The 19,069-nt window shown below is 74.5% G+C and carries 19 protein-coding genes and 1 tRNA gene; 11 read left to right on the forward strand and 9 right to left on the reverse strand.

The genetic code is table 11. The features are described from left to right. A partial coding sequence (locus tag ATM99_RS06540) for a cellulose binding domain-containing protein (protein ID WP_190278788.1) occupies positions 1-354 on the forward strand: 354 nt, incomplete at its 5' end. 97 nt (positions 355-451) lie between these two features. Here ATM99_RS06540 and ATM99_RS06545 read toward each other — a convergent pair. Together ATM99_RS06545 and ATM99_RS06550 are read right to left on the reverse strand one after the other, a co-directional pair. After that, a complete protein-coding gene (locus ATM99_RS06545) occupies positions 452-1,570 on the reverse strand; it encodes a DNA glycosylase AlkZ-like family protein (RefSeq protein ID WP_062102118.1) in 1,119 nt (372 codons plus the stop codon). A gap of 104 nt (positions 1,571-1,674) precedes the next feature. After that, positions 1,675-2,916, reverse strand: coding sequence for an MFS transporter (locus ATM99_RS06550; protein WP_150118176.1), 1,242 nt, complete (start codon positions 2,914-2,916; stop codon positions 1,675-1,677). 127 nt (positions 2,917-3,043) lie between these two features. Here ATM99_RS06550 and ATM99_RS06555 point away from each other — a divergent pair, with 127 nt between their 5' ends. Beyond that, positions 3,044-3,676: an SMI1/KNR4 family protein gene (locus ATM99_RS06555; RefSeq protein WP_150118177.1), complete on the forward strand. Its 633-nt coding sequence runs from the start codon at positions 3,044-3,046 to the stop codon at positions 3,674-3,676. 132 nt (positions 3,677-3,808) lie between these two features. Here ATM99_RS06555 and ATM99_RS06560 read toward each other — a convergent pair. Continuing rightward, positions 3,809-3,891: transfer RNA gene (locus tag ATM99_RS06560), tRNA-Leu, on the reverse strand. A 339-nt stretch (positions 3,892-4,230) separates the two neighbouring features. Between ATM99_RS06560 and ATM99_RS06565 the strand changes: the two genes are divergently transcribed. Genes ATM99_RS06565 through pknB form a run of 7 tightly spaced genes read left to right on the forward strand, consistent with a single transcriptional unit; the run spans position 4,231 to position 13,358 of the window. Continuing rightward, on the forward strand, positions 4,231-4,938 hold the full coding sequence (locus ATM99_RS06565; protein WP_062102120.1) for a DUF3662 and FHA domain-containing protein: 708 nt from the start codon (positions 4,231-4,233) through the stop codon (positions 4,936-4,938). Between the two features lie 9 nt (positions 4,939-4,947). Further along, positions 4,948-5,451: an FHA domain-containing protein gene (locus ATM99_RS06570; RefSeq protein ID WP_062102121.1), complete on the forward strand. Its 504-nt coding sequence runs from the start codon at positions 4,948-4,950 to the stop codon at positions 5,449-5,451. A 3-nt stretch (positions 5,452-5,454) separates the two neighbouring features. Further along, positions 5,455-6,912, forward strand: coding sequence for a Stp1/IreP family PP2C-type Ser/Thr phosphatase (locus ATM99_RS06575; RefSeq protein ID WP_062102122.1), 1,458 nt, complete (start codon positions 5,455-5,457; stop codon positions 6,910-6,912). Continuing rightward, positions 6,912-8,498, forward strand: coding sequence for an FtsW/RodA/SpoVE family cell cycle protein (locus ATM99_RS06580; RefSeq protein ID WP_062102123.1), 1,587 nt, complete (start codon positions 6,912-6,914; stop codon positions 8,496-8,498). Before ATM99_RS06575 ends, ATM99_RS06580 begins: the two co-directional genes overlap by 1 nt. Beyond that, positions 8,495-9,946, forward strand: a complete 1,452-nt coding sequence (locus ATM99_RS06585) for a penicillin-binding protein 2 (RefSeq protein ID WP_062102124.1) — start codon at positions 8,495-8,497, stop codon at positions 9,944-9,946. Before ATM99_RS06580 ends, ATM99_RS06585 begins: the two co-directional genes overlap by 4 nt. Further along, entirely contained in the window at positions 9,943-11,283 is a 1,341-nt protein-coding gene (locus tag ATM99_RS06590) for a serine/threonine-protein kinase (protein WP_062102125.1), read from the forward strand. Before ATM99_RS06585 ends, ATM99_RS06590 begins: the two co-directional genes overlap by 4 nt. Beyond that, positions 11,283-13,358, forward strand: a complete 2,076-nt coding sequence (pknB, locus tag ATM99_RS06595) for a Stk1 family PASTA domain-containing Ser/Thr kinase (protein ID WP_062102126.1) — start codon at positions 11,283-11,285, stop codon at positions 13,356-13,358. Before ATM99_RS06590 ends, pknB begins: the two co-directional genes overlap by 1 nt. A gap of 57 nt (positions 13,359-13,415) precedes the next feature. Here the strand turns inward: pknB and ATM99_RS06600 are convergent, their stop codons facing one another. The 4 genes from ATM99_RS06600 to ATM99_RS06610 are packed head-to-tail and all read right to left on the reverse strand — an operon-like array spanning position 13,416 to position 15,883. Further along, positions 13,416-14,039: an aminodeoxychorismate/anthranilate synthase component II gene (locus tag ATM99_RS06600; protein ID WP_062102127.1), complete on the reverse strand. Its 624-nt coding sequence runs from the start codon at positions 14,037-14,039 to the stop codon at positions 13,416-13,418. Then, on the reverse strand, positions 14,036-14,200 hold the full coding sequence (locus ATM99_RS19265; RefSeq protein WP_190278790.1) for a hypothetical protein: 165 nt from the start codon (positions 14,198-14,200) through the stop codon (positions 14,036-14,038). The genes ATM99_RS06600 and ATM99_RS19265 overlap by 4 nt, the downstream gene beginning before the upstream one ends. Before the next feature lie 43 nt (positions 14,201-14,243). Then, positions 14,244-15,020 carry a class E sortase gene (locus ATM99_RS06605; protein WP_062102128.1) on the reverse strand — a complete coding sequence of 259 codons (777 nt, stop codon included), beginning with the start codon at positions 15,018-15,020 and terminating at the stop codon, positions 14,244-14,246. Beyond that, entirely contained in the window at positions 15,017-15,883 is an 867-nt protein-coding gene (locus ATM99_RS06610) for a DUF881 domain-containing protein (protein ID WP_223304836.1), read from the reverse strand. The genes ATM99_RS06605 and ATM99_RS06610 overlap by 4 nt, the downstream gene beginning before the upstream one ends. A 192-nt stretch (positions 15,884-16,075) precedes the next feature. Here ATM99_RS06610 and ATM99_RS06615 point away from each other — a divergent pair, with 192 nt between their 5' ends. Then, complete coding sequence (locus ATM99_RS06615; protein WP_062102129.1) at positions 16,076-16,327, forward strand: cell division protein CrgA; 252 nt, start codon at positions 16,076-16,078, stop codon at positions 16,325-16,327. A 166-nt stretch (positions 16,328-16,493) separates the two neighbouring features. Here the strand turns inward: ATM99_RS06615 and ATM99_RS06620 are convergent, their stop codons facing one another. Next, entirely contained in the window at positions 16,494-17,204 is a 711-nt protein-coding gene (locus ATM99_RS06620; RefSeq protein WP_369798011.1) for a rhomboid family intramembrane serine protease, read from the reverse strand. A 184-nt stretch (positions 17,205-17,388) separates the two neighbouring features. Beyond that, positions 17,389-17,928 (reverse strand): peptidylprolyl isomerase, encoded by a 540-nt coding sequence (locus ATM99_RS06625; protein WP_062102131.1) that lies wholly within the window; start codon positions 17,926-17,928, stop codon positions 17,389-17,391. 158 nt (positions 17,929-18,086) lie between these two features. On the opposite strand from ATM99_RS06625, the gene ATM99_RS06630 reads away from it, so the two are divergent. Further along, positions 18,087-18,950, forward strand: a complete 864-nt coding sequence (locus tag ATM99_RS06630) for a hypothetical protein (protein WP_062102132.1) — start codon at positions 18,087-18,089, stop codon at positions 18,948-18,950. Positions 18,951-19,069 lie beyond the last annotated feature (119 nt).

Raw genomic sequence — 19,069 nt, forward strand, 5'->3', positions numbered from 1 at the left:
ACCCCGTGGACGTCGTGGCGGCTCGGGGTCACGTTCCCCGGCAACCAGCAGGTCACGCAGGGCTGGAGCGCGACCTGGAGCCAGACGGGCGCCGCGGCCGTGACCGTGACCAACACGGGCTCGACCCCGTGGACGTCGTGGCGGCTCGGGTTCACGTTCCCCGGCAACCAGCAGGTCACGCAGGGCTGGAGCGCGACCTGGAGCCAGACGGGCGCCACGGTCACCGCGACCAACGCGGCCTGGAACGGCGCGCTCGCACCGGGCGGGTCGACGAGCCTGGGCTTCAACGGCTCGTACAGCGGCACCAACGCCGCACCGACGGGCTTCACCGTCAACGGGGCGGCCTGCTCCTGAGGGACGACCCGGGGCGCTCCCCGGTGACGACGGCCGTCGGTCCTGCCGGACCGGCGGCCGTCGCCGTGCTCCGTGCGGCGTGCGACCGTCCGGGCCGTCAGCGCTGGTCGACGAGGTCCAGCTCGAGCCACGTCGCGAGGTCGGCGACCTCCTGCTCGACGTCGGCGCGCTCGGCGGCCGTGAGGTCGACGTCGAGGTGGAGCGCGGCGACGCGCAGCACGCCGGCGCGCACGTCGGCGGTCGCGTCGAGCTTGCCGACGAGCCGGTCGCCGACGAGCACGGGCATCGCCCAGTACCCCCACCGGCGGCGCGTGGCGGGCTTGTACATCTCGAGCTGGTAGTCGAACGCGAACAGCTCGGTGAGTCGGCGACGGTCCATGACGAGCCGGTCGAGCGGCGACAGCAGCGCGGTCCGGTGGGCGTCGCCGACCGGCGCGGAACCGTCGAGCGCGGAGCCGGCGAGCAGCGCGGGGTCGACGCGCCACTCGCCGCGCACCCCGTCCACGACGGCGGGCTCACCGGCGTCGCCGACGTCGTCGGGCTCGCCGGGCCGCTCGGGCGCGCGCGGGCGCGCGACGCCCAGCGCGCGCAGCCGGCGGACGTTCCGCTCGCGGCGCGCCTCGTCGAGCGGGACAGCGGGTGCGGGCGGGTAGACGCGCTCGGCGAGGTCCCAGAGCTTCTCGCGGCCCTCGGTGCCGGCCACGGCCACGTCCCCGCGCGCGACGAGGACGTCGAGCAGCATGCGGACGTTGCGGCCGTCGTTCCACCCGCTGGACCGCCACGGGCGCGCGCACGTGTCGGGGATCGCGGCCGCGGGCAGCGGCCCGTCGGCGCGCAGCAGCCCCAGGACGTCGTCGCGGGCGGCGGAGTTGGCGGCGAGCCACTCGCGGACGCCGGGCCGCGCGGCGACGTCCCAGGCCGCCATCTCGGCACGGAACAGCGCGACGTCCTCGGCGGTTCGCAGGAACCCGTGCAGGTGCACGAGGCGCTGCCCGTCGACGAGGTCCTGCAGCTCGCGCGGGTCGTAGCCGCTGCCGATGCGGCTCCACAGCACGACGTCGGCGCTCGGCGCGACCGCGCTGGTCGGGTCCGGCTGGAGCACCGCGAGGTGCCGCACGACGTCGAGCACGTCGGTGGGCCGTGGCGCGGTGAGCAGCTGCGCGCGGACCGCGACGCGGCGGGCGTCGGCGGGCGTGAGGCGGTGCGCACGCGTCATGCGGCCACGCTAGGCCGGTGGGGCGCCCGCGTCACCGGCTCCTGTCGTCCCGGCGTCGACGCGTCCCGTCGACGCCGGGCGAGCAGGCCCGGTGCTGCGACTCGTCAGGCGCCGAGCGCAGCCGGCGGCCGTGCACGCAGGCCGACACCCGCGCCGATCCCCAGCACGCCGGCCGCGACCGTCGGCCAGAACGCGTGCGCCGGCGTGCCCGCGAGCGCCCCGGCGGCGGCCGCACCGGCCGACACCCCGAGCACGAGCGACGTCGCCAGCAGCGCCATGGTCGACGCGACGCGCCCGGCGGGTGCGACCTGCTCGGCGCGCGCGTACCCGCTGACCAGGAGCGTGCCCGCGCCGACGCCGAGCACGACCGCGCAGGCCGCGGCGGCCCACGGGCCGGGGACGGTCGTGAGGCCGAGCGCGCCGGTGAGCAGCGCGCCACCGCCGGCGACGACGCGCGCGGCGACGCTCGCCCCCCGGAGCCGGGACACCACGACGCTCGCGATCGCGCTGCCGACGCCGGAGCACGCGTAGATCAGGCCGGTGAGCTCCTCGGTGCCGCGGGCGGCGTTGACGGCGGTGAGGCCGGTCTGCGTCGAGCCGAACGCGATGCCGACGCTGCCGGCGACGAGCATCGGCAGCACGAGCGCACCCAGGGGCAGGCGCGCGGGCCGGTCGGTCACGACTCGGGTGGCGTGCCGCGGCCAGGCGTGCCGCTCGGTGCGCAGGAACGCCGCGAAGGCGCCCTGCCCGACGACGGCCGCCGCGACGAGGACCCACAGCGCGGTCACGGGCCCGAGCAGCGCGACGAGCAGCCCCGCGACGACGGGTCCGACGACGAACCCGATCTCGTCGGCCGCGACCTCGTAGCCCATCGCGCGGCCCAGCACCCGCTCCTGCCCGCTGCGGCGCGCCACGAGCGACCACCGCGAGCGGGCGACGGACCCGACCTGCGGGTTCGCCGCACCGACGACTCCCGCGCACGCCAGCAGCGTCCACGTCGACCCGGTGGTCGCGGCGAGCACCCCGAGGAGCGCACCGACCTGCACGAGCGTGGCGACGACGACCACGGGCAGCGGCCCCCAGCGGTCGACGCCCCGTCCGACGACCGGCGCCCCGATCGCCGTGCCGACGCCGACGACCGCGACGGTGACACCACCGAGGCCGACACCGAGGCCGGACGACGCGACGATCATCAGCAGGCCGAGCTGGATCATCGAGGCCGGCAGGCGGCCGAGCAGCGCGGTGACGAGGAACGGCAGCCCGCCGACGGCGATCAGCGAGGGCTGCGGCGCGGGGCCAGGCGTGGAAGTGGGCGCGCCCGAGAGCGCGACGATCTGGGACGGCAAGGCAGTCTCCGGGGACGTCGGGAACCCGTGCGCCCCACCCCACACACGGAGAACTGCCCCTGATCAGCCTCCAGGATACGACGAGCGGGTGATGATCACCTCGACGGTCGCACGCCGGGCAGGAGTCGTGACCGACGAGCCGGGCAGAGCTGCAACCCTCAAGGAGATGACCATGTCGGCCACCGAAGTCACGCACGTGCTGGAGCAGTGGGCGCAGCGCCTGCGTGACCTCGGTGCGCGAGGAGTCGGCCAGCTACGCGCCGGGCTGTCTTCGGACCAGATCGACGCCCTGAGCGCCCAGTACGACCTGACCCTCCCTGAGGACGCGCGCGCGATCTGGGCCTGGCACGACGGCGAGGACACCGGCGCGCAGTCGCTGGCCCCGTACCGGGAGTTCCCACCGCTGCGAGACGCCCTCGAGTACGCCCGCACCTGCGCGCAGAACGCCATCGACTGGGGCGCGGCTGACGACGAGGAACTCGCCGCCATCATCTACCGCCGAGAGTTCGTGCCGTTCCTCGGCTACCAGCACCCGCTGGTGTTCGACTGCCGCACTCCAGCACCCACCACGACGATGTGGACCCCGGACGGCGGCCTGGAGGAGACGATCTCCATGACGACGGTCGAGCGGGTCCGCTGGTGGCACTGGGCGCTGGACCACGGCGCATGGTCGATCACCGCCGACGGGACGTGGGCCGTCGACTTCTCCCGGTACCCGGGGGCGAAGGGTGACCTCAGCGTCAGGGACGTCCTGAGCTGAGCCGCGTCTTCCGACCGGACGCGGGCGCCACGGACGGCGTCCGCCTCGGCGACGACCGCGCTCATCAAGGCAGAGTGCCGGGAGATGCAGGACCCCCGGCCGGATGTGCTCCGACCGGGGGTCCTGTCTCTGTGCGCGAGGCGGGATTTGAACCCGCACGCCCTTTCGGACACTGGCACCTGAAGCCAGCGCGTCTGCCGTTCCGCCACTCGCGCGCGCTGGAGAACGCTAGCACGCAGCAGCCCCCGCCGACGAACCGGCCCGGCTCCCCCCAGCACGCCGCCGCCCACGCACCCCAGTTCTCTCGCGCGCGCACGCGAGAGAACTGGTCACTCGGGGACCCTTCGGGCCCGCAAGTGGGCACATATGCGACCAGTCGACCGGTGCGTCGCCGGGACACGCGGGGCGGACACGGCCCCGTCGAGGTCCCGGGCACCCGTCCAGCGCCCTGCACGGATACCATCGACGCGGACCGTCGTGGCTTCGTGCCCGCCGGGCCACGGAGCACGCTGCACGGACCGCCCGGTCCGCGCACGGCGGGGAGGGAGGTGGACGTGGGGTTCCTCGACAAGTTCGAGAACGGCGTCGAGCGCGTCGTCAACAACGCGTTCGCGCGCGCCTTCCGCAGCGAGGTCAAGCCCATCGAGCTGGCCGACGCCCTGCGCCGCGAGCTCGACGACCGCGCCGCCGTCGTGGGACGCGACCGCACCGTGGTGCCGAACGAGTTCACGATCGAGCTGTCCACCGCCGACTACGACCAGGTCGAGGCGTGGGGTGCCGAGGCGCTGGCCGAGGAGCTCGCCGCCAACGTCACCGACCACGCGGCGAGCCAGCACTACGCGTTCGTCGGCCCCGTGACCGTCTCGTTCAGCGAGGACACCGAGCAGGACGCCGGCCGGTTCGCCGTCCACAGCGCGACCGTGCGCGGCGCCGTGGCCCCCGCGACGTCAGCGGCCCCCAGCCCGCGGCACCCGCTCATCGACATCGACGGCCAGCGGTACATCCTCACGGGCCCCGTCACGGTCATCGGCCGCGGCTCGGAGGCCGACATCATCGTCGACGACCCCGGCGTCTCGCGCCGCCACCTGGAGATCCGGGTGACGCCGGACGGCGTGGTCGCGAGCGACCTCGGCTCGACCAACGGCGTGTTCGTCGAGGGGCACCAGGTGCCCGCGGCCACGCTGCTCGACGGCAACACCCTGACCATCGGTCGCACCCGGATCCTGTTCTGGACCGGCGGCGACGTCGACGGGGACGAGTGATGCCGCCGCATGAGTGAGCTGACCGTCACCCTGCTGCGGCTGGGGTACCTCGCGCTGATCTGGCTGCTCGTGCTGTCCGCGATCACCGTGCTGCGCCGCGACCTGTACGGCACGCGGATCATCGACCGGCGCCGCCCGACCGCCAAGCCGGCCCCCGCCGCCGAGGCCCCGGTCCCGGCCGGCGAGCCACCCCGGACGCCACGCCGCTCCCGCAGCGGCGGCGGCCCCACGCGGCTCGTCGTCACCGAGGGCCCGCTGCGCGGCACGACGCTCCCCCTCGGCTCGTCGGCCGTCGTGATCGGCCGCGCCCCCAGCTGCACGCTCGTGCTCGACGACGACTACTCGTCCTCACGGCACGCGCGGATCTTCCCCCAGGGCGAGCAGTGGTTCGTCGAGGACCTGGGCTCCACGAACGGCACGTTCGTCGGCGAGCAGAAGGTCGAGCAGCCCACGCCCGTCCCCACCGGAACAGCGGTGCGGATCGGCCAGAGCCTCATCGAGCTGCAGAGGTAACGCGTGACGGTCGCCCTCCGCTACGCCGCACGCTCCGACGTCGGCCTCGTCCGGTCCGACAACCAGGACTCGGCGTACGCCGGACCCCACCTGCTCGTCGTGGCCGACGGCATGGGCGGGCACGCGGGGGGCGACGTGGCCTCGTCGGTCGCGGTCGCCGCGCTCGCACCGCTCGACGGCGAGTCGCACGGCCCCGACGACGCGCTCGACCAGCTCGAGACCGCCCTCGACGACGCCCGGTCGGAGATCATCGCGCGCAGCGACGCCGAACCCGACCTCGCGGGCATGGGCACGACCGTCACCGCGATCCTGCGTGCGGGCAACAAGCTCGCGATGGTGCACCTGGGCGACTCGCGGGGGTACCTGTTCCGCGACGGCACGCTCACGCAGGTCACCACCGACCACACGTTCGTGCAGCACCTCGTCGACACCGGCCGCATCACGCCCGAGGAGGCCGAGCACCACCCGCAGCGCTCGGTTGTCATGCGCGTGCTGGGCGACTTCGACGCCGACGTCACCGCCGACCTGTCGGTCCGCGAGGCCCGGCCGGGCGACCGGTGGCTGCTGTGCTCCGACGGCCTGTCCGGCTACGTCTCGGCCGAGACCATCGCCGAGACGCTCGCGGACATCCCCGACCTCGACGCGTGCGCCGACCGTCTCGTGCAGCTCGCGCTGCGCGCCGGCGGGCCCGACAACGTGACGGTCGTGCTCGCGGACGTCGTCGAGCTCGACGACCTCCCCGACGGTGCGATGCCGTCGACCACCGGCTCGGTGGTCGGTGCCGCGGCCGTCACCCGCAACCGTCCGTCGGCGGCCGCCGACGGCCCCGCGGCCCGCGCGGCCCGGCTGTCGCGCTCCGCCCGCTCCGCACCCTCCGGTGAGGACGACGCCGACGACGACGGCCCCGCGCTGCCCGCCACCGTCGAGGCCGCGCCCGAGGACGACGACGAACCGCTCGCCCCACCGCCGCGCCGCCGCGGTCTCGTGGTCGCGTGGGTCGTCGCCGGCGTCGCGCTGCTCGCGGCCCTGGCCGGCGGCTACGCGTGGACGCAGACCCAGTACTTCGTCGCCGCGTCCGGCGGCACCGTCGCGGTGTACCGGGGCATCCCCCAGAGCATCGGCCCGGTCGACCTCGCCGAGCTCGTCGAGGCCTCCGACGTCGAGGTCGACGACCTGCCCGCCTACCTGCGCGAGCGCGTCGAGCAGACCATCTCCGCGAGCTCGCTCGACGAGGCGCGGCGCCTGGTCGTCATGCTCGCCGACGACGCCGCACCCGAGCCGACCCCGACCCCGGTGCCGACCCCCACGCTGCCGACGCCCGCCGCGACGCTCGACCCGGCACCCACCGAGCCGGTGATCCCACCGCCCGCGGACCCCGAGCCGGCAGGCGCCGACCAGGCGGCCGGCGACACGACCGCCGCCGCCACGACCGGCCACGGACCGGCCGCAGCGGCGCTGTGATGGCCAGCGTCCAGCCCCACCGGGTCCGTCCCGGGCGCGGGACCGAGCTGCTGCTGCTCGTGCCCGCCCTCGCCATCGGCATCGCCGGGTACCTGCTCGCCGGTCTCGGCGCCACCGGTGCCGTCCCGCCGCACGCCATGACGTACGCGATCGGCACGACGGTGCTCGCGTTCGCGGTGCACGTGGTGCTGCGGCTGCGCGCGCCCTACGCCGACCCCGTGATCCTGCCCGTGGTGGTCGCGCTCAACGGCATCGGCCTGGCGATGATCTACCGCATCTCCATCGCCTACGCGGCGCGCGGGCGCGACGACGCCGACATCGCCGACCGGCAGCTGGTGTGGACCGCGATCTCGGTGGTCCTCGCGATCGTGGTGCTGCTCGTGCTGCGCGACCACCGCACGCTGCGGCGCTACACGTACACCGCGATGGTCGTCGGTCTCGTGCTGATCCTGCTGCCGCTGCTGCCCGGGATCGGCCGTACCGTCAACGGCGCCCGCATCTGGGTGCGGGTCGGGCCGGTCGGCATGCAGCCCGCCGAGTTCGCGAAGATCGCGCTCGCCGTGTTCTTCGCCGGCTACCTCGTGACGCACCGCGACACGCTCGCGCTGGCAGGCAAGCGCCTGCTCGGGCTGCAGCTGCCGCGCGCGCGCGACCTCGGTCCGATCCTCGTGGTGTGGGCCGCGTCGCTGGCCGTCCTGGTGCTGCAGCGCGACCTCGGCACCTCGCTCATGTTCTTCGGGCTGTTCGTCGCGGTGCTGTACCTCGCGACGGAGCGGACGTCGTGGATCGTCATCGGCCTGACGCTGTTCGCGGGCGGCGCGGCGCTCGCCGCCGCGACGTTCAGCCACGTCGCCGCGCGGTTCGACGTCTGGCTGCACGCGCTCGACAACGACGTGTTCAGCCGCACGTACGGCGGCTCCGGGCAGCTCGTCTACGGCCTGTTCGGCATGGCCAACGGCGGCCTGTTCGGCACCGGGCTCGGCCAGGGCCGCCCCGACCTCGTGCCGTTCGCGTACTCCGACTTCATCGTCGCGGCGCTCGGCGAGGAGCTCGGGCTCACGGGCCTGGTCGCGATCCTGCTGCTCTACACCGTGCTCGTCGAGCGTGGCATCCGCATCGCGATCGGCGTCCGCGACGGCTTCGGCAAGCTGCTCGCGGGCGGTCTGTCGTTCGTCGTCGCCGTGCAGCTGTTCGTCGTCGTCGGCGGCGTCACGCGCCTCATCCCGCTCACCGGCCTGACCACGCCGTTCCTCGCGTACGGCGGGTCGTCCCTGGTCGCCAACTGGATGATCGCGGCCCTGCTGCTGCGCATCTCCGACGAGGCGCGCCGCCCCGTGCCGGCGGTGCGCGCGATCGCGACGCCCGACGTCGGCGTCCCGCTGCCGCCGGTCGACGAGCCGCGGCCCGTCGGCGGCGGGCGCAGCACCGGCCGCACCGGGACGCCCGCGGCCGGGACCCCCGCCGCGTCCACCACGGCACCCGTGCGGACGTCGACGGCCTCGCGCGCCGCCGACGCACCCGGAGCACCGGACGGACCCGAGCCCGACGACAACCCCACCGAGCGACTGGGAGGTGACCGCAGGTGAACACCCCGCTGCGTCGCCTCGCGACCCTCACGCTCGTCATGTTCGTCGCCCTGATGGGTGCCGCGACCTGGGTGCAGTTCTTCCAGGCCGAGTCGCTCAACACCGACAGCCGCAACGTGCGCACGCTGTACCGCGAGCACGGCAACGCGCGCGGTCCCATCGTGGCCGGCGGCGTCGCGATCGCGTCGTCCGTGCCCGTCGACGACCCGTTCGGCTACCAGCGCACCTACGCCGACGGCGACCTCTACTCGGCCGTCACGGGGTTCTACTCGATCTCCAACGGACGCACCCAGCTCGAGAAGTACGAGAACGACCAGCTCACGGGCCGCTCCGACCAGCTCTTCTTCAGCCGCATCCGCGACCTGCTCACGGGCCGCCGCCCCGAGGGCGCCGCGGTGGAGACGACGATCCTGCCCGCGGCGCAGCAGGCGGCCCGCAGCGCGCTGGGCGACCAGTCCGGCGCGGTCGTCGCGATCGAGCCGACCACCGGCCGGATCCTCGCGCTCGTGTCGACGCCCGGGTTCGACCCAAACTCGCTCGCCGGGCACTCCACGAGCGAGGCCGGCACGCAGTACCGGGCCCTCGAGGCGGCACCGGGCAACCCGCTGCGGTCCAACGCGACGCAGGAGCGGTACGCGCCGGGCTCGACGTTCAAGCTGGTCACGGCCGCGGCCGCGCTCGAGTCGGGCTCGTACACGGCCGACACGCCCGTGCCGTCGCCGGTGGAGTACACGCCGCCGCAGACGTCGCGTCCCATCACCAACTTCGGCGGCAGCAGCTGCGGCGGCGACCAGGTGTCGCTCGCCGAGGCGCTGCGGATCTCCTGCAACACGGCCTTCGCCGAGCTCGGCGTGACGCTCGGCGAGGACACGCTGCGCGAGCAGTCCGCCCGCTTCGGCTTCGACGACCCCGACCTCACGGTCCCGCTGCCCGTCACGCGCTCGGTGTTCCCCACGGACCTCGACCCGCCCGCGCTCGCGCAGACCGCGATCGGCCAGCGGGACGTGCAGGCCTCGCCGCTGCAGATGGCGATGGTGGCCTCCGCGATCGCGAACGACGGACGCCTCATGACGCCGTACCTCGTCGACACCGTCCGGGCGCCCGACCTCACGGTCGTGTCGCAGACCGAGCCGCAGGAGTACTCGCGGGCCGTCTCGGCCGCCACGGCCGACCAGCTCACGCAGATGATGATCGGGGTCGTCGACTCCGGCACCGGGCGGTCCGCGCGCATCGACGGCGTGCAGGTCGCGGGCAAGACCGGCACCGCGCAGACCCTCGAGGGCCAGCCCCCGCACGCGTGGTTCACGGCCTTCGCGCCCGCCGACGCACCCCGCGTCGCGGTCGCCGTGATCGTCGAGAACGGCGGGTCGCTGGGCAACGAGGCGACCGGCGGCGGCGTCGCCGCGCCCATCGCCAAGGCCGTCATCGAGGCGGTGCTGGCCTCGTGAGGACCGCACCGGGTGTCGCGCTCGGCGGTGGCCGCTACCGGCTGCTGCGCCGCATCGCCGTCGGCGGCATGGGCGAGGTGTGGGAGGCCAACGACGACGCGCTGGCCCGCGCGGTCGCCGTCAAGGTGCTGCGCGCCGAGTTCGCCGGCGACGCCGGGTTCCTCGAGCGCTTCCGCACCGAGGCGCGCAACTCCGCGTCGCTGCACCACCCGCACATCGCCGCGCTGTTCGACTACGGCGAGCAGGACGGCTCGGCGTACCTCGTGATGGAGCTCGTCGTCGGCGAGCCGTTGTCCGACCTGCTCGAGCGCGAGCCCGTGCTGTCCCCGCAGCGCCTGCTCCCGGTGCTCGCGCAGACCGCCCGCGGGTTGCACGCCGCGCACCTCGCCGGCGTCGTGCACCGCGACGTCAAGCCCGGGAACATCCTGCTCGCCCGCTCGGGCAAGGTGAAGATCACGGACTTCGGCGTCTCGCTGGCGTCCAACCAGAAGACGATGACGGCCACGGGCATGGTCATGGGCACGGCGCAGTACCTCTCGCCCGAGCAGGCCGTGGGCCGCCCCGCGACGCCCCTGTCCGACCTGTACTCGCTCGGCGTCGTCGCGTACGAGGCCCTCGCCGGCAAGCGCCCCTTCACCGGGCCGACGGCCGTCGACATCGCCGTCGCGCACGTCAACGACCCCGTGCCGCCGCTGCCCGCCGCCGTCGACCGCAAGCTCGCCGCCCTGGTGCTGCGGCTGCTGTCCAAGGAGCCCGCCGAGCGGCCCGCCTCGGGCGAGGAGCTCGCGGCGCTGCTCGACCAGCTCGTGCCCCGGACCCCGCCCTCGGGTGTCGCGGTGCTGGTCAGCAAGCCGACGCGCGCGCGCGAGGACCGGGCCCCGGCACGTCCGCGGACCGCTCCCGCGGGCCCCGGCGGGGCCACCGCCGGCGGCACGTCGTCCGCACCGCCCTCCTACGCACCGGTCCGTCGCGACCGCGGGGGGCGCAGCACCGCGCCCGACGACCGTCGGCGGCGCAGCCGCCACGAGGCCCCGTCGACCCGCCCGGCCGACGGCGTCGCGGCACGCGCCCTCGCGTGGGCGCGTCGCCTGCGGCTGCCGCTCGTCGTCCTCGTGCTCGTGCTGGTCGCGATGCTCGGCGCCGCGCTGGCGGACCGCCTGCTGGGGGCCGAGGCGGCCCACGGCACGGGTCAGATCGTGACCGACCAGTACCCTCGTGGCGGTGCGCCTGATGGGATGATCGCCGCAGTGCAGCACCGGGACGGCGCGGCCGCCCCGGCGGACGGGACCCGGGCAGCGGCCCACGACCCGCGATCGACGGAAGTGAAGGACGCCTAGTGGTGGACGACGGATCCCGCATCCTTGCCGGCCGGTACGAGGTCGGCGAGCTCATCGGGCGCGGCGGCATGGCCGAGGTGCACATCGGGCACGACAACCGCCTGGGACGCACGGTCGCCATCAAGATCCTGCGGTCCGACCTGGCGCGCGACCCCTCGTTCCAGAACCGCTTCCGCCGCGAGGCGCAGTCCGCGGCCGCGCTGAACCACCCGGCGATCGTCGCGGTGTACGACACCGGCGAGGACGTCTTCACCGAGCCCACCGGCACCGTCGCGCACGTGCCGTTCATCGTCATGGAGTACGTCGAGGGCCACACCGTGCGGGACATCCTGCGCGACGGCCACGCCGTGCCGATCGACGAGGCGGTCGAGATCACCGCGGGCGTGCTGTCGGCGCTCGAGTACTCGCACCACGCGGGCATCGTGCACCGCGACATCAAGCCGGCCAACGTGATGATCACCCCGACGGGCGCGGTCAAGGTCATGGACTTCGGCATCGCGCGCGCGGTCGCCGACTCCGCCGCCACGATGACGCAGACGCAGGCCGTGATCGGCACCGCGCAGTACCTGTCCCCGGAGCAGGCGCGCGGCGAGCAGGTCGACACCCGCTCCGACCTCTACTCGACGGGCTGCCTGCTGTTCGAGCTGCTGACCGGGCGCCCGCCGTTCGTCGGCGACTCCCCCGTCGCCGTCGCCTACCAGCACGTGCGGGAGAACCCGCCCGTCCCCAGCACGATCGCGAACGACGTCCCCGAGTCGCTGGACCGCGTGACGCTCAAGGCGCTGGCCAAGGAGCGCGACGCCCGGTACTCGTCGGCGGCCGAGTTCCGCGCCGACCTCGACGCGGCGCTGCGCGGCGGGCACGTGGGCGCGCCGGCCGTGGGGGCCGCGATGGCCGCCGTGCCGACCGCCGACGCGACGCAGGTCATGGCCGCGCCCGTCGCGACCACGCAGGCCATGCCGCCGGCCACGGCCGGTGGCGCCCCCTGGGGTCCGACCGGCCTGGCGGCGACGGCCCAGGAGCAGGCCGAGCAGGAGGACGAGGAGAAGAAGCGTCCCTGGCTCATCTGGGTGCTGGCCCTCGTGGCGCTCCTCGCGGTGGGCGGGATCGTGTTCGCCGTCATGCAGGGCGCCAAGCCGCCGCCCGAGACGACCGTGAAGGTGCCGGCCGTCGCGGGCATGACGCAGGAGCAGGCGCTGCAGGCGGTGCGCGACGCGGACCTCAACCCGCAGCCGGCGCAGGAGGCCAGCGACCAGTACCCCGCCGGGCAGGCGACGCGGACCGACCCGGCGGAGGGTCAGGACGTCGACAAGGAGTCCACCGTCACGGTGTACATCTCCACCGGCCCGGCCGAGGTCACCGTCCCCGACGTCGCCGGCATGACCGAGGCCCAGGCCGTCGCGGAGATGGAGAAGGCCGGCCTCGTGGTCGACCCCACGCGGCAGCGCGAGGACGTCCCGACGCAGCCCAAGGACCGCGTCACCAAGACCGACCCCGCGGCCGCCACCCCGGTCTCGGCGGGGTCGAAGGTCGTGCTGTACCTGGCGTCCGGCAACGTGGTGGTCCCCAACGTCACGGGGCAGAACCAGGAGCTCGCGACCCAGGCACTGGGTGACCTGGGTCTGCGCGTCAACACGAGCGAGGTCGAGTCCGACCAGGCCGAGGGCACGGTCGTGTCGCAGTCGCGTGCCGAGGGCGACATCATCCCGCAGGGCACCGTGGTGAACCTCGGGATCGCCGTCCCGCCGTCCACGGCGACGGTACCGACCACGCTGCGGGGCATGTCGTACGACCAGGCCGTGCAGGCGCTGGCCGCCGCGGGTCTGACGAACGTGGCCCGGCAGGACCTCCCGCAGGGGGAGTCCGACGAGCCCGTCGGCACCGTCGTGTCGTCCGACCCGAGCGGCGGCACGCAGGTCGCCAAGGAGCAGAAGGTGACGCTCCGCGTCTCGTCGGGCCCGCGCCCGAGCGCGACGACGGCGCCGCCCAACCCCGGTGGTGGCACCGGCGGCGGCAACGGTGGCGGCGGCGGCAACGCCGGCGGTGGCGGCGGCGGCAACCAGAACGGCGGCTGACCCAGCACGACGAAAGCCCCGGCTCGGGAGAGCCGGGGCTTTCGCGCGTCGTGGCACCTACAGGCGCACCAACGGGTGCAGCCCCGCGGACCGCTCGACGGCGTCCTGCGCCCCGCACACCCGCAGCCAGTTGGCGAACAGGCGGTGACCGCCCTCGGTCAGCACCGACTCGGGGTGGAACTGCACGCCGTGCAGCGGCAGCTCGCGGTGCTGCAGGCCCATGACGATGCCGTTGGTGCGGGCCGTGACCTCGAGCTCGTCGGAGAACGTGCCGTCCACGACGGCGAGCGAGTGGTACCGGGTGGCCGTGAACGGTGACGGCAGGCCCGCCAGCACACCCTGTCCGTCGTGCTCCACGGGGCTGGTCTTGCCGTGCATCAGCTCGGGCGCGTGCGTGACGGTCCCGCCGAACACCTCGCCGAGCGCCTGGTGCCCCAGGCAGACGCCGAGCATCGGCGTGCCCGACGTCGCGCAGTCACGGATGACCTGCAGGCTCTGCCCCGCGTCCGAGGGCGCGCCCGGCCCGGGCGACACCAGCACGCCGTCGTAGCCGGCGCGCTCGGCCGCGGACGGCACGGCGTCGTTGCGCACGACCTCGGTCGTGGCCCCGAGCTGGTCGAGGTACCCGACGATCGTGTAGACGAACGAGTCGTAGTTGTCGACGACGAGGATCCGCGTCATCCCTCACCCACCGTGGTCTCGTTGAAGGGCATGAAGGGGGCGACCGCCGGGTACACCCACAGGAAGCACGCGGCCAGCACCGCCGCCGCGAGCAGGACGGCCAGCAGGAGCCGCACGACCGTCGGGCCCGGCAGGTGCCGCCAGAGCCATCCGTACATCATGAGCCTCCCGTGGTGGTGCGCGTCCGCACGTCCGCCGTCGGTGTCATCCGAGCAGCTCCGCGGGCGTGCCGCTGGACGTCGGCGCCCAGTAGTCCAGCACGCCGTGCACGATGTACCGCTCGCGCGCGGAGAACATCGGGTGGCACGTCGTCAGCGTGATGTACCGCTCGGTGGGCTCGACGCCCGGCTGGTTGGGCACGGGCTCGATCACGCGCACGTCGGCAGGCGTGACGACCTCGGTGCTCGTGACGCGGTAGACGTACCAGGCGTCGGGGGTCCACACGACGAGCGGGTCGTCGACCTGGAGCTCCTCGATGCGGTTGAAGGGCTTGCCGAACGTCACGCGGTGGCCGGCGAGCGCGAAGTTGCCGACTCCGCCGGGCATCGCGGTGCCCTCGTAGTGGCCGATCCCCAGCACGTCGAGCACGGTGGGTCGGTCGGTGCCCTGGCTGATGGGCCGGGCGGGCTCGCCCTGCCAGCGTGGCACCGTCAGCGTCGCGAACGACACCGCGTGGTCCGGCTCGGCCAGGACGGGCGGCTCGTCGGGGCTCGGGTCGGCGACGCCGTCGTCGGTGGCGGTGCTCGCGCTCGGCGTCGGCGCGACGTAGCCCAGGTCGCGGACGATCTCGGCCTGCGCGGCGTCACCCTCGACGTCGGTCCACCACAGCTGCCAGACGAGGAAACCGAGCAGCAGGACCCCGAGCGTGATGAGCAGCTCCCCCAGGACGCCGATCACGCCGTACACGAGGCCGGCGCCGCGACGCGGCCGGGCCGAGCGGACGTGGGCGGGCGGACGCGTCGACGTGGGCTGCGTGCTCATCGGGCACCGTCCTCGCCGGGACCGGCGGACGCGGCACCGTCCGCGGCCGGCGTGCCGGGGAGCACCTCGACGTCGTCGGGCACGTGCGCCCAGGTGAGCTCCGTCGCCCCGGAGTACGCGGGAAGCTCCACCTGGTCCTTGGACTCGACGTGCCAGCCGAGGCCGAGGTCGTCGGCGTCGCGCACGTAGTTCCGTACGGTCGGGTCGGACTCGAGGGCGGCGCGCAGCTCGTCGGGGTCGCCCACGGCGGTGATGACGAACGGCGGCGAGTACATGCGCCCGTGCAGCCGCAGGACGTTGCCCTGGCACTGCACGGCCGTCGTCGACACGACGCGCTGGTCCATGAGACCCATCGCCTCGGCGCCGCCGGCCCACAGCGCGTTCATGACGGACTGGATGTCCTGCTGGTGCACGACGAGCATGTCGGCGTTGACGTCGTCGCGCCGGACGTCGGTCGGGGCGTCGTCCATCTGGACGACCAGCGCTCTGCCGGAGACCGGCACCGAGCCGCCCTCCACGAGGTCGCCCGGGCTCGGGTGCACGCCGGGGCGCCCGGCGAGCGCGTCCTGCTCGGCCGTCAGCCCCTCCACCTGGGCGCGCAGCGTGTCGACCTCGCCCGACAGCCGTTCGACGTTCGCGGCCTGCTGCTGGGTGAGCTCGGCGAGGTTCTGCGGGTGGCGCCCCTCGTCGGCGCCCGCGGCACGGGCGTTGACCGTGAAGAGCAGGCCGGACAGCCCCAGCACGAGACCCACGGCCACCGCCCCGCGGCGCAGACCGGGCTGCCGGCGACGTGCGGGAGCCTCGCCCGCACGCGCGGGCTCACGCACGTCGGTGCGCGCGTCGGTGTGCGCGTCGTGCGTCACGCCGGCTCCCTCCGTCGCACCGCGCACGGGCGGCGGGGCGACGGCACTACGCTAGGTCACGTTCGGCGCCATGCCGACACCGGTCCGCAGGTTCGACGACGTCGCGGCACCCGGACGTCGGACGGTGCCGGCCGTGCCCGTGGCGTCGACGCGCCGCCTGCTCACCGCACCGTCGCAGACAGGAGCCACCCCGTGCCCGAGTCGAAGTCGCGCAAGAAGGCGACCTACACCCCGCCTCCCGCGAAGGCGTCGGCGCCGAAGCCGCTGCCCCGCTGGTTCCTGCCGGTCGCGCTCGGCCTGATGATCTTCGGGCTGCTGTGGCTCGTCGTGACGTACCTGTCCCCCGGCGCCGCGTACCCGATCCCCGGCATCGGCCAGTGGAACCTGGGGGTCGGCTTCGCGATCATCATCGTCGGCTTCGGGATGTTCTCCCGCTGGCGCTGACCGCCCCGACGTCCGCAGGGCGTCCCCGCACGTGACGAGGCTGTGCGCACCCCGGTGCGCACAGCCTCGTCCACATCCCCCGCCGTTCGTCGTCCCCAGGCGGTGCACAGAGCTGTGGATAACTACAGGCGTGTAATTCCACAGCTGTGAGCAACCCTGGGGGCGGTCACAGCAGGCCGTACGACGCGTACACCGATCCCGTCGCGACGGCCAGGACGACGGCCACCGCCACGGGTGCCGCCCACCCGACCAGCGCACGCCGCTCCCGCGGCACGTAGGCGAACGCGGCGCCCAGCGCCGCGCCGACGACGAGGCCGCCGAGGTGCGCCTGCCACGCGATGCCGGGCAGCACGAAGCCCAGGACGCCGTTGAGGACGAGGATCCCCAGGATCGGGCCGGCGTCCCGACCCAGCCGTCGCATGACGACCAGCACGGCGCCGAACAGCCCGAAGACCGCACCGGACGCGCCCACGAGGCCGGTCGTCCAGCCACCGACGACGGGGGCGAGCACGACCGCCCCGACGGAGCCGCCGATGGCGCTCAGCAGGTAGAGGGTCGCGAACCGTGCGCGCCCGAGGGCCTGCTCGAGGTACGGCCCGACCATCCACAGCGCGATCATGTTGAACAGGATGTGGAAGACCTGCCCCTGCGAGTGCAGGAAGGCCGCGGTGAGGAAGCGCCACGGCTCGACCGACCCGGCGAGGGGGCTGAACGCCCAGCGCGACGTCCAGCCGGGCACCGCCAGCTGCAGCACGTACGACGCGACGCACAGGCCGATGAACGTCAGCGTGACGACCGGACGCCCGCCGCGCACACGACCGCCGAAGACGGTGCGCCCCTGGGCGGACGTCCGCGCGGCCTCGGCCACGCAGTCCACGCAGTGCACCCCGACGGCGGCGGGCCGCTGGCACCCGGGGCAGGCCGGGCGGCCGCAGCGCTGGCACGACACGTACGACACCCGGTCGGGGTGGCGCGGGCACACCGGGGCGCCGGTGGGACCGCCACCGGGGACGGCGGGCGGCCCCGCGACGGGGCCGCCCGGCACGTGGGGTCCGCTGATCTCAGTCCTCCACGGCGATCGACGTGATGGTCACGTCCTGCACCGGGCGGTCGCCGGGGCGCGTGGGGGTCGTCGCGATCGCGTCGACGACCTGACGGCTCGCGTCGTCGGCGACCTTGCCGAAGATCGTGTGCTTGCCGTTGAGCCACGGGGTCGCGGCCACCGAGATGAAGAACTGCGAGCCGTTGGTGCCGCCGACCTTGCCGGTCACGGGGTCGAGGCGCTTGCCGGCGTTGGCCATCGCGAGCAGGTAGGGCTCCGAGAACGTCAGCTCGGGGTGGATCTCGTCGTCGAACTGGTAGCCGGGCCCGCCGCGGCCGTTCCCCATCGGGTCGCCGCCCTGGATCATGAAGTCGGGGATGACGCGGTGGAAGACGACGCCGTCGTAGAGCGCGTCGGTACGGGGCTTGCCGGTGGACGGGTCCGTCCACTCGATCGTGCCCTTCGCCAGACCGACGAAGTTCTCGACGGTGCGCGGCGCGTGGTTCTCGTACAGCTCGACCCGGATGTCACCGGCGGACGTGTGGATGGTCGCGAACATGGGGCCAGTCTGGCACCCGCCGCCGACGCCGCGCCCGGGCGTGCCCCGCACTTCGCCCCCGGCGAACCACCCCGCTGCACCGGGCGCACGCGCGCGGACGGTGGCAGAGTGGGAGGTCACAGCGTCGGGACCAGCCGAGACCAGTCCGGGAGTGGCAGATGACCCATCGTCCGAAGATCGACGTCGACACCGAACGACTCAAGGGGCACGCGGCCGACCTCGGCGCGACGCTCGCCGACGGCGCCAAGGACGCGGCCCACAAGGCGTCCGACGCGGCCGGTCAGGCCAAGGAGTGGACGACCCCGCGCATCGAGGCGTTCGTCGACTGGCTCCTGCCGCGGGTCGAGCACCTGTACAAGGAGAGTGTGAAGACCGCGGCACCCCAGGTCGAGAAGGCCGCCAAGAAGGCGACGCCGGCCATCGACACGGCGCACGACAAGCTCGTCGAGGAGCTGATCCCCCAGCTCGTCGCCACGGTGAACGCGGCAGCGGTGCGCGCGGGTGCGCAGGTCGAGCACGCGGCGGACGTCGCCGCGACGCAGGCGGGCAAGCACTCGAAGAAGGTCGCCAAGGCCGCGAAGAAGGCGGCCAAGGAGGCCGCGAAGGCGGAGAAGAGCCGCACGGGCGCCAAGGTGTTCTGGACGGTGGCGGTCGTCGCCGGGGCCGGCGCGGCCGCGTTCGCGTGGCTGCGGTCACGCTCGACGACGGACCCGTGGGCCGAGCCGTGGGAGCCCGCGGACTCGCTGGGCGGCGAGTCCCTCAAGGCGCGCGCCAACGCGGCCGCCGGCGACCTGCAGGACGCGGTCGGCGACGCGGCGGACGCGGTCGGCGAGGCCGCGGGCTCGGCCGTCGCGAAGGGCCGCGAGGCGAGCCGCAAGGCCGCCGACGCCGTGTCCCACGCGGCCGAGGAGGTCGGCGAGAAGGCCAAGGAGGCGAAGGACGCCGCACAGGAGACGGCCCGCAAGGCCACCCGCCGCTCGGCGCCCAAGACGCCCGACGAGGGCGACGCCCCGACCGCCTGAGCAGCTCGCACGCGCCGCGACCCCGGAACCGTCTGACTGTCCGGGGTCGCGGCGCGTCCGGGCGGGTGCGTCCGCGCCGGGTCAGTCCCCGCCCCGGCGGCGCGCGGCCTAAACGGTTC

This window comes from Cellulomonas sp. B6 (genome assembly GCF_001462455.1).
Lineage (GTDB): Bacteria > Actinomycetota > Actinomycetes > Actinomycetales > Cellulomonadaceae > Cellulomonas.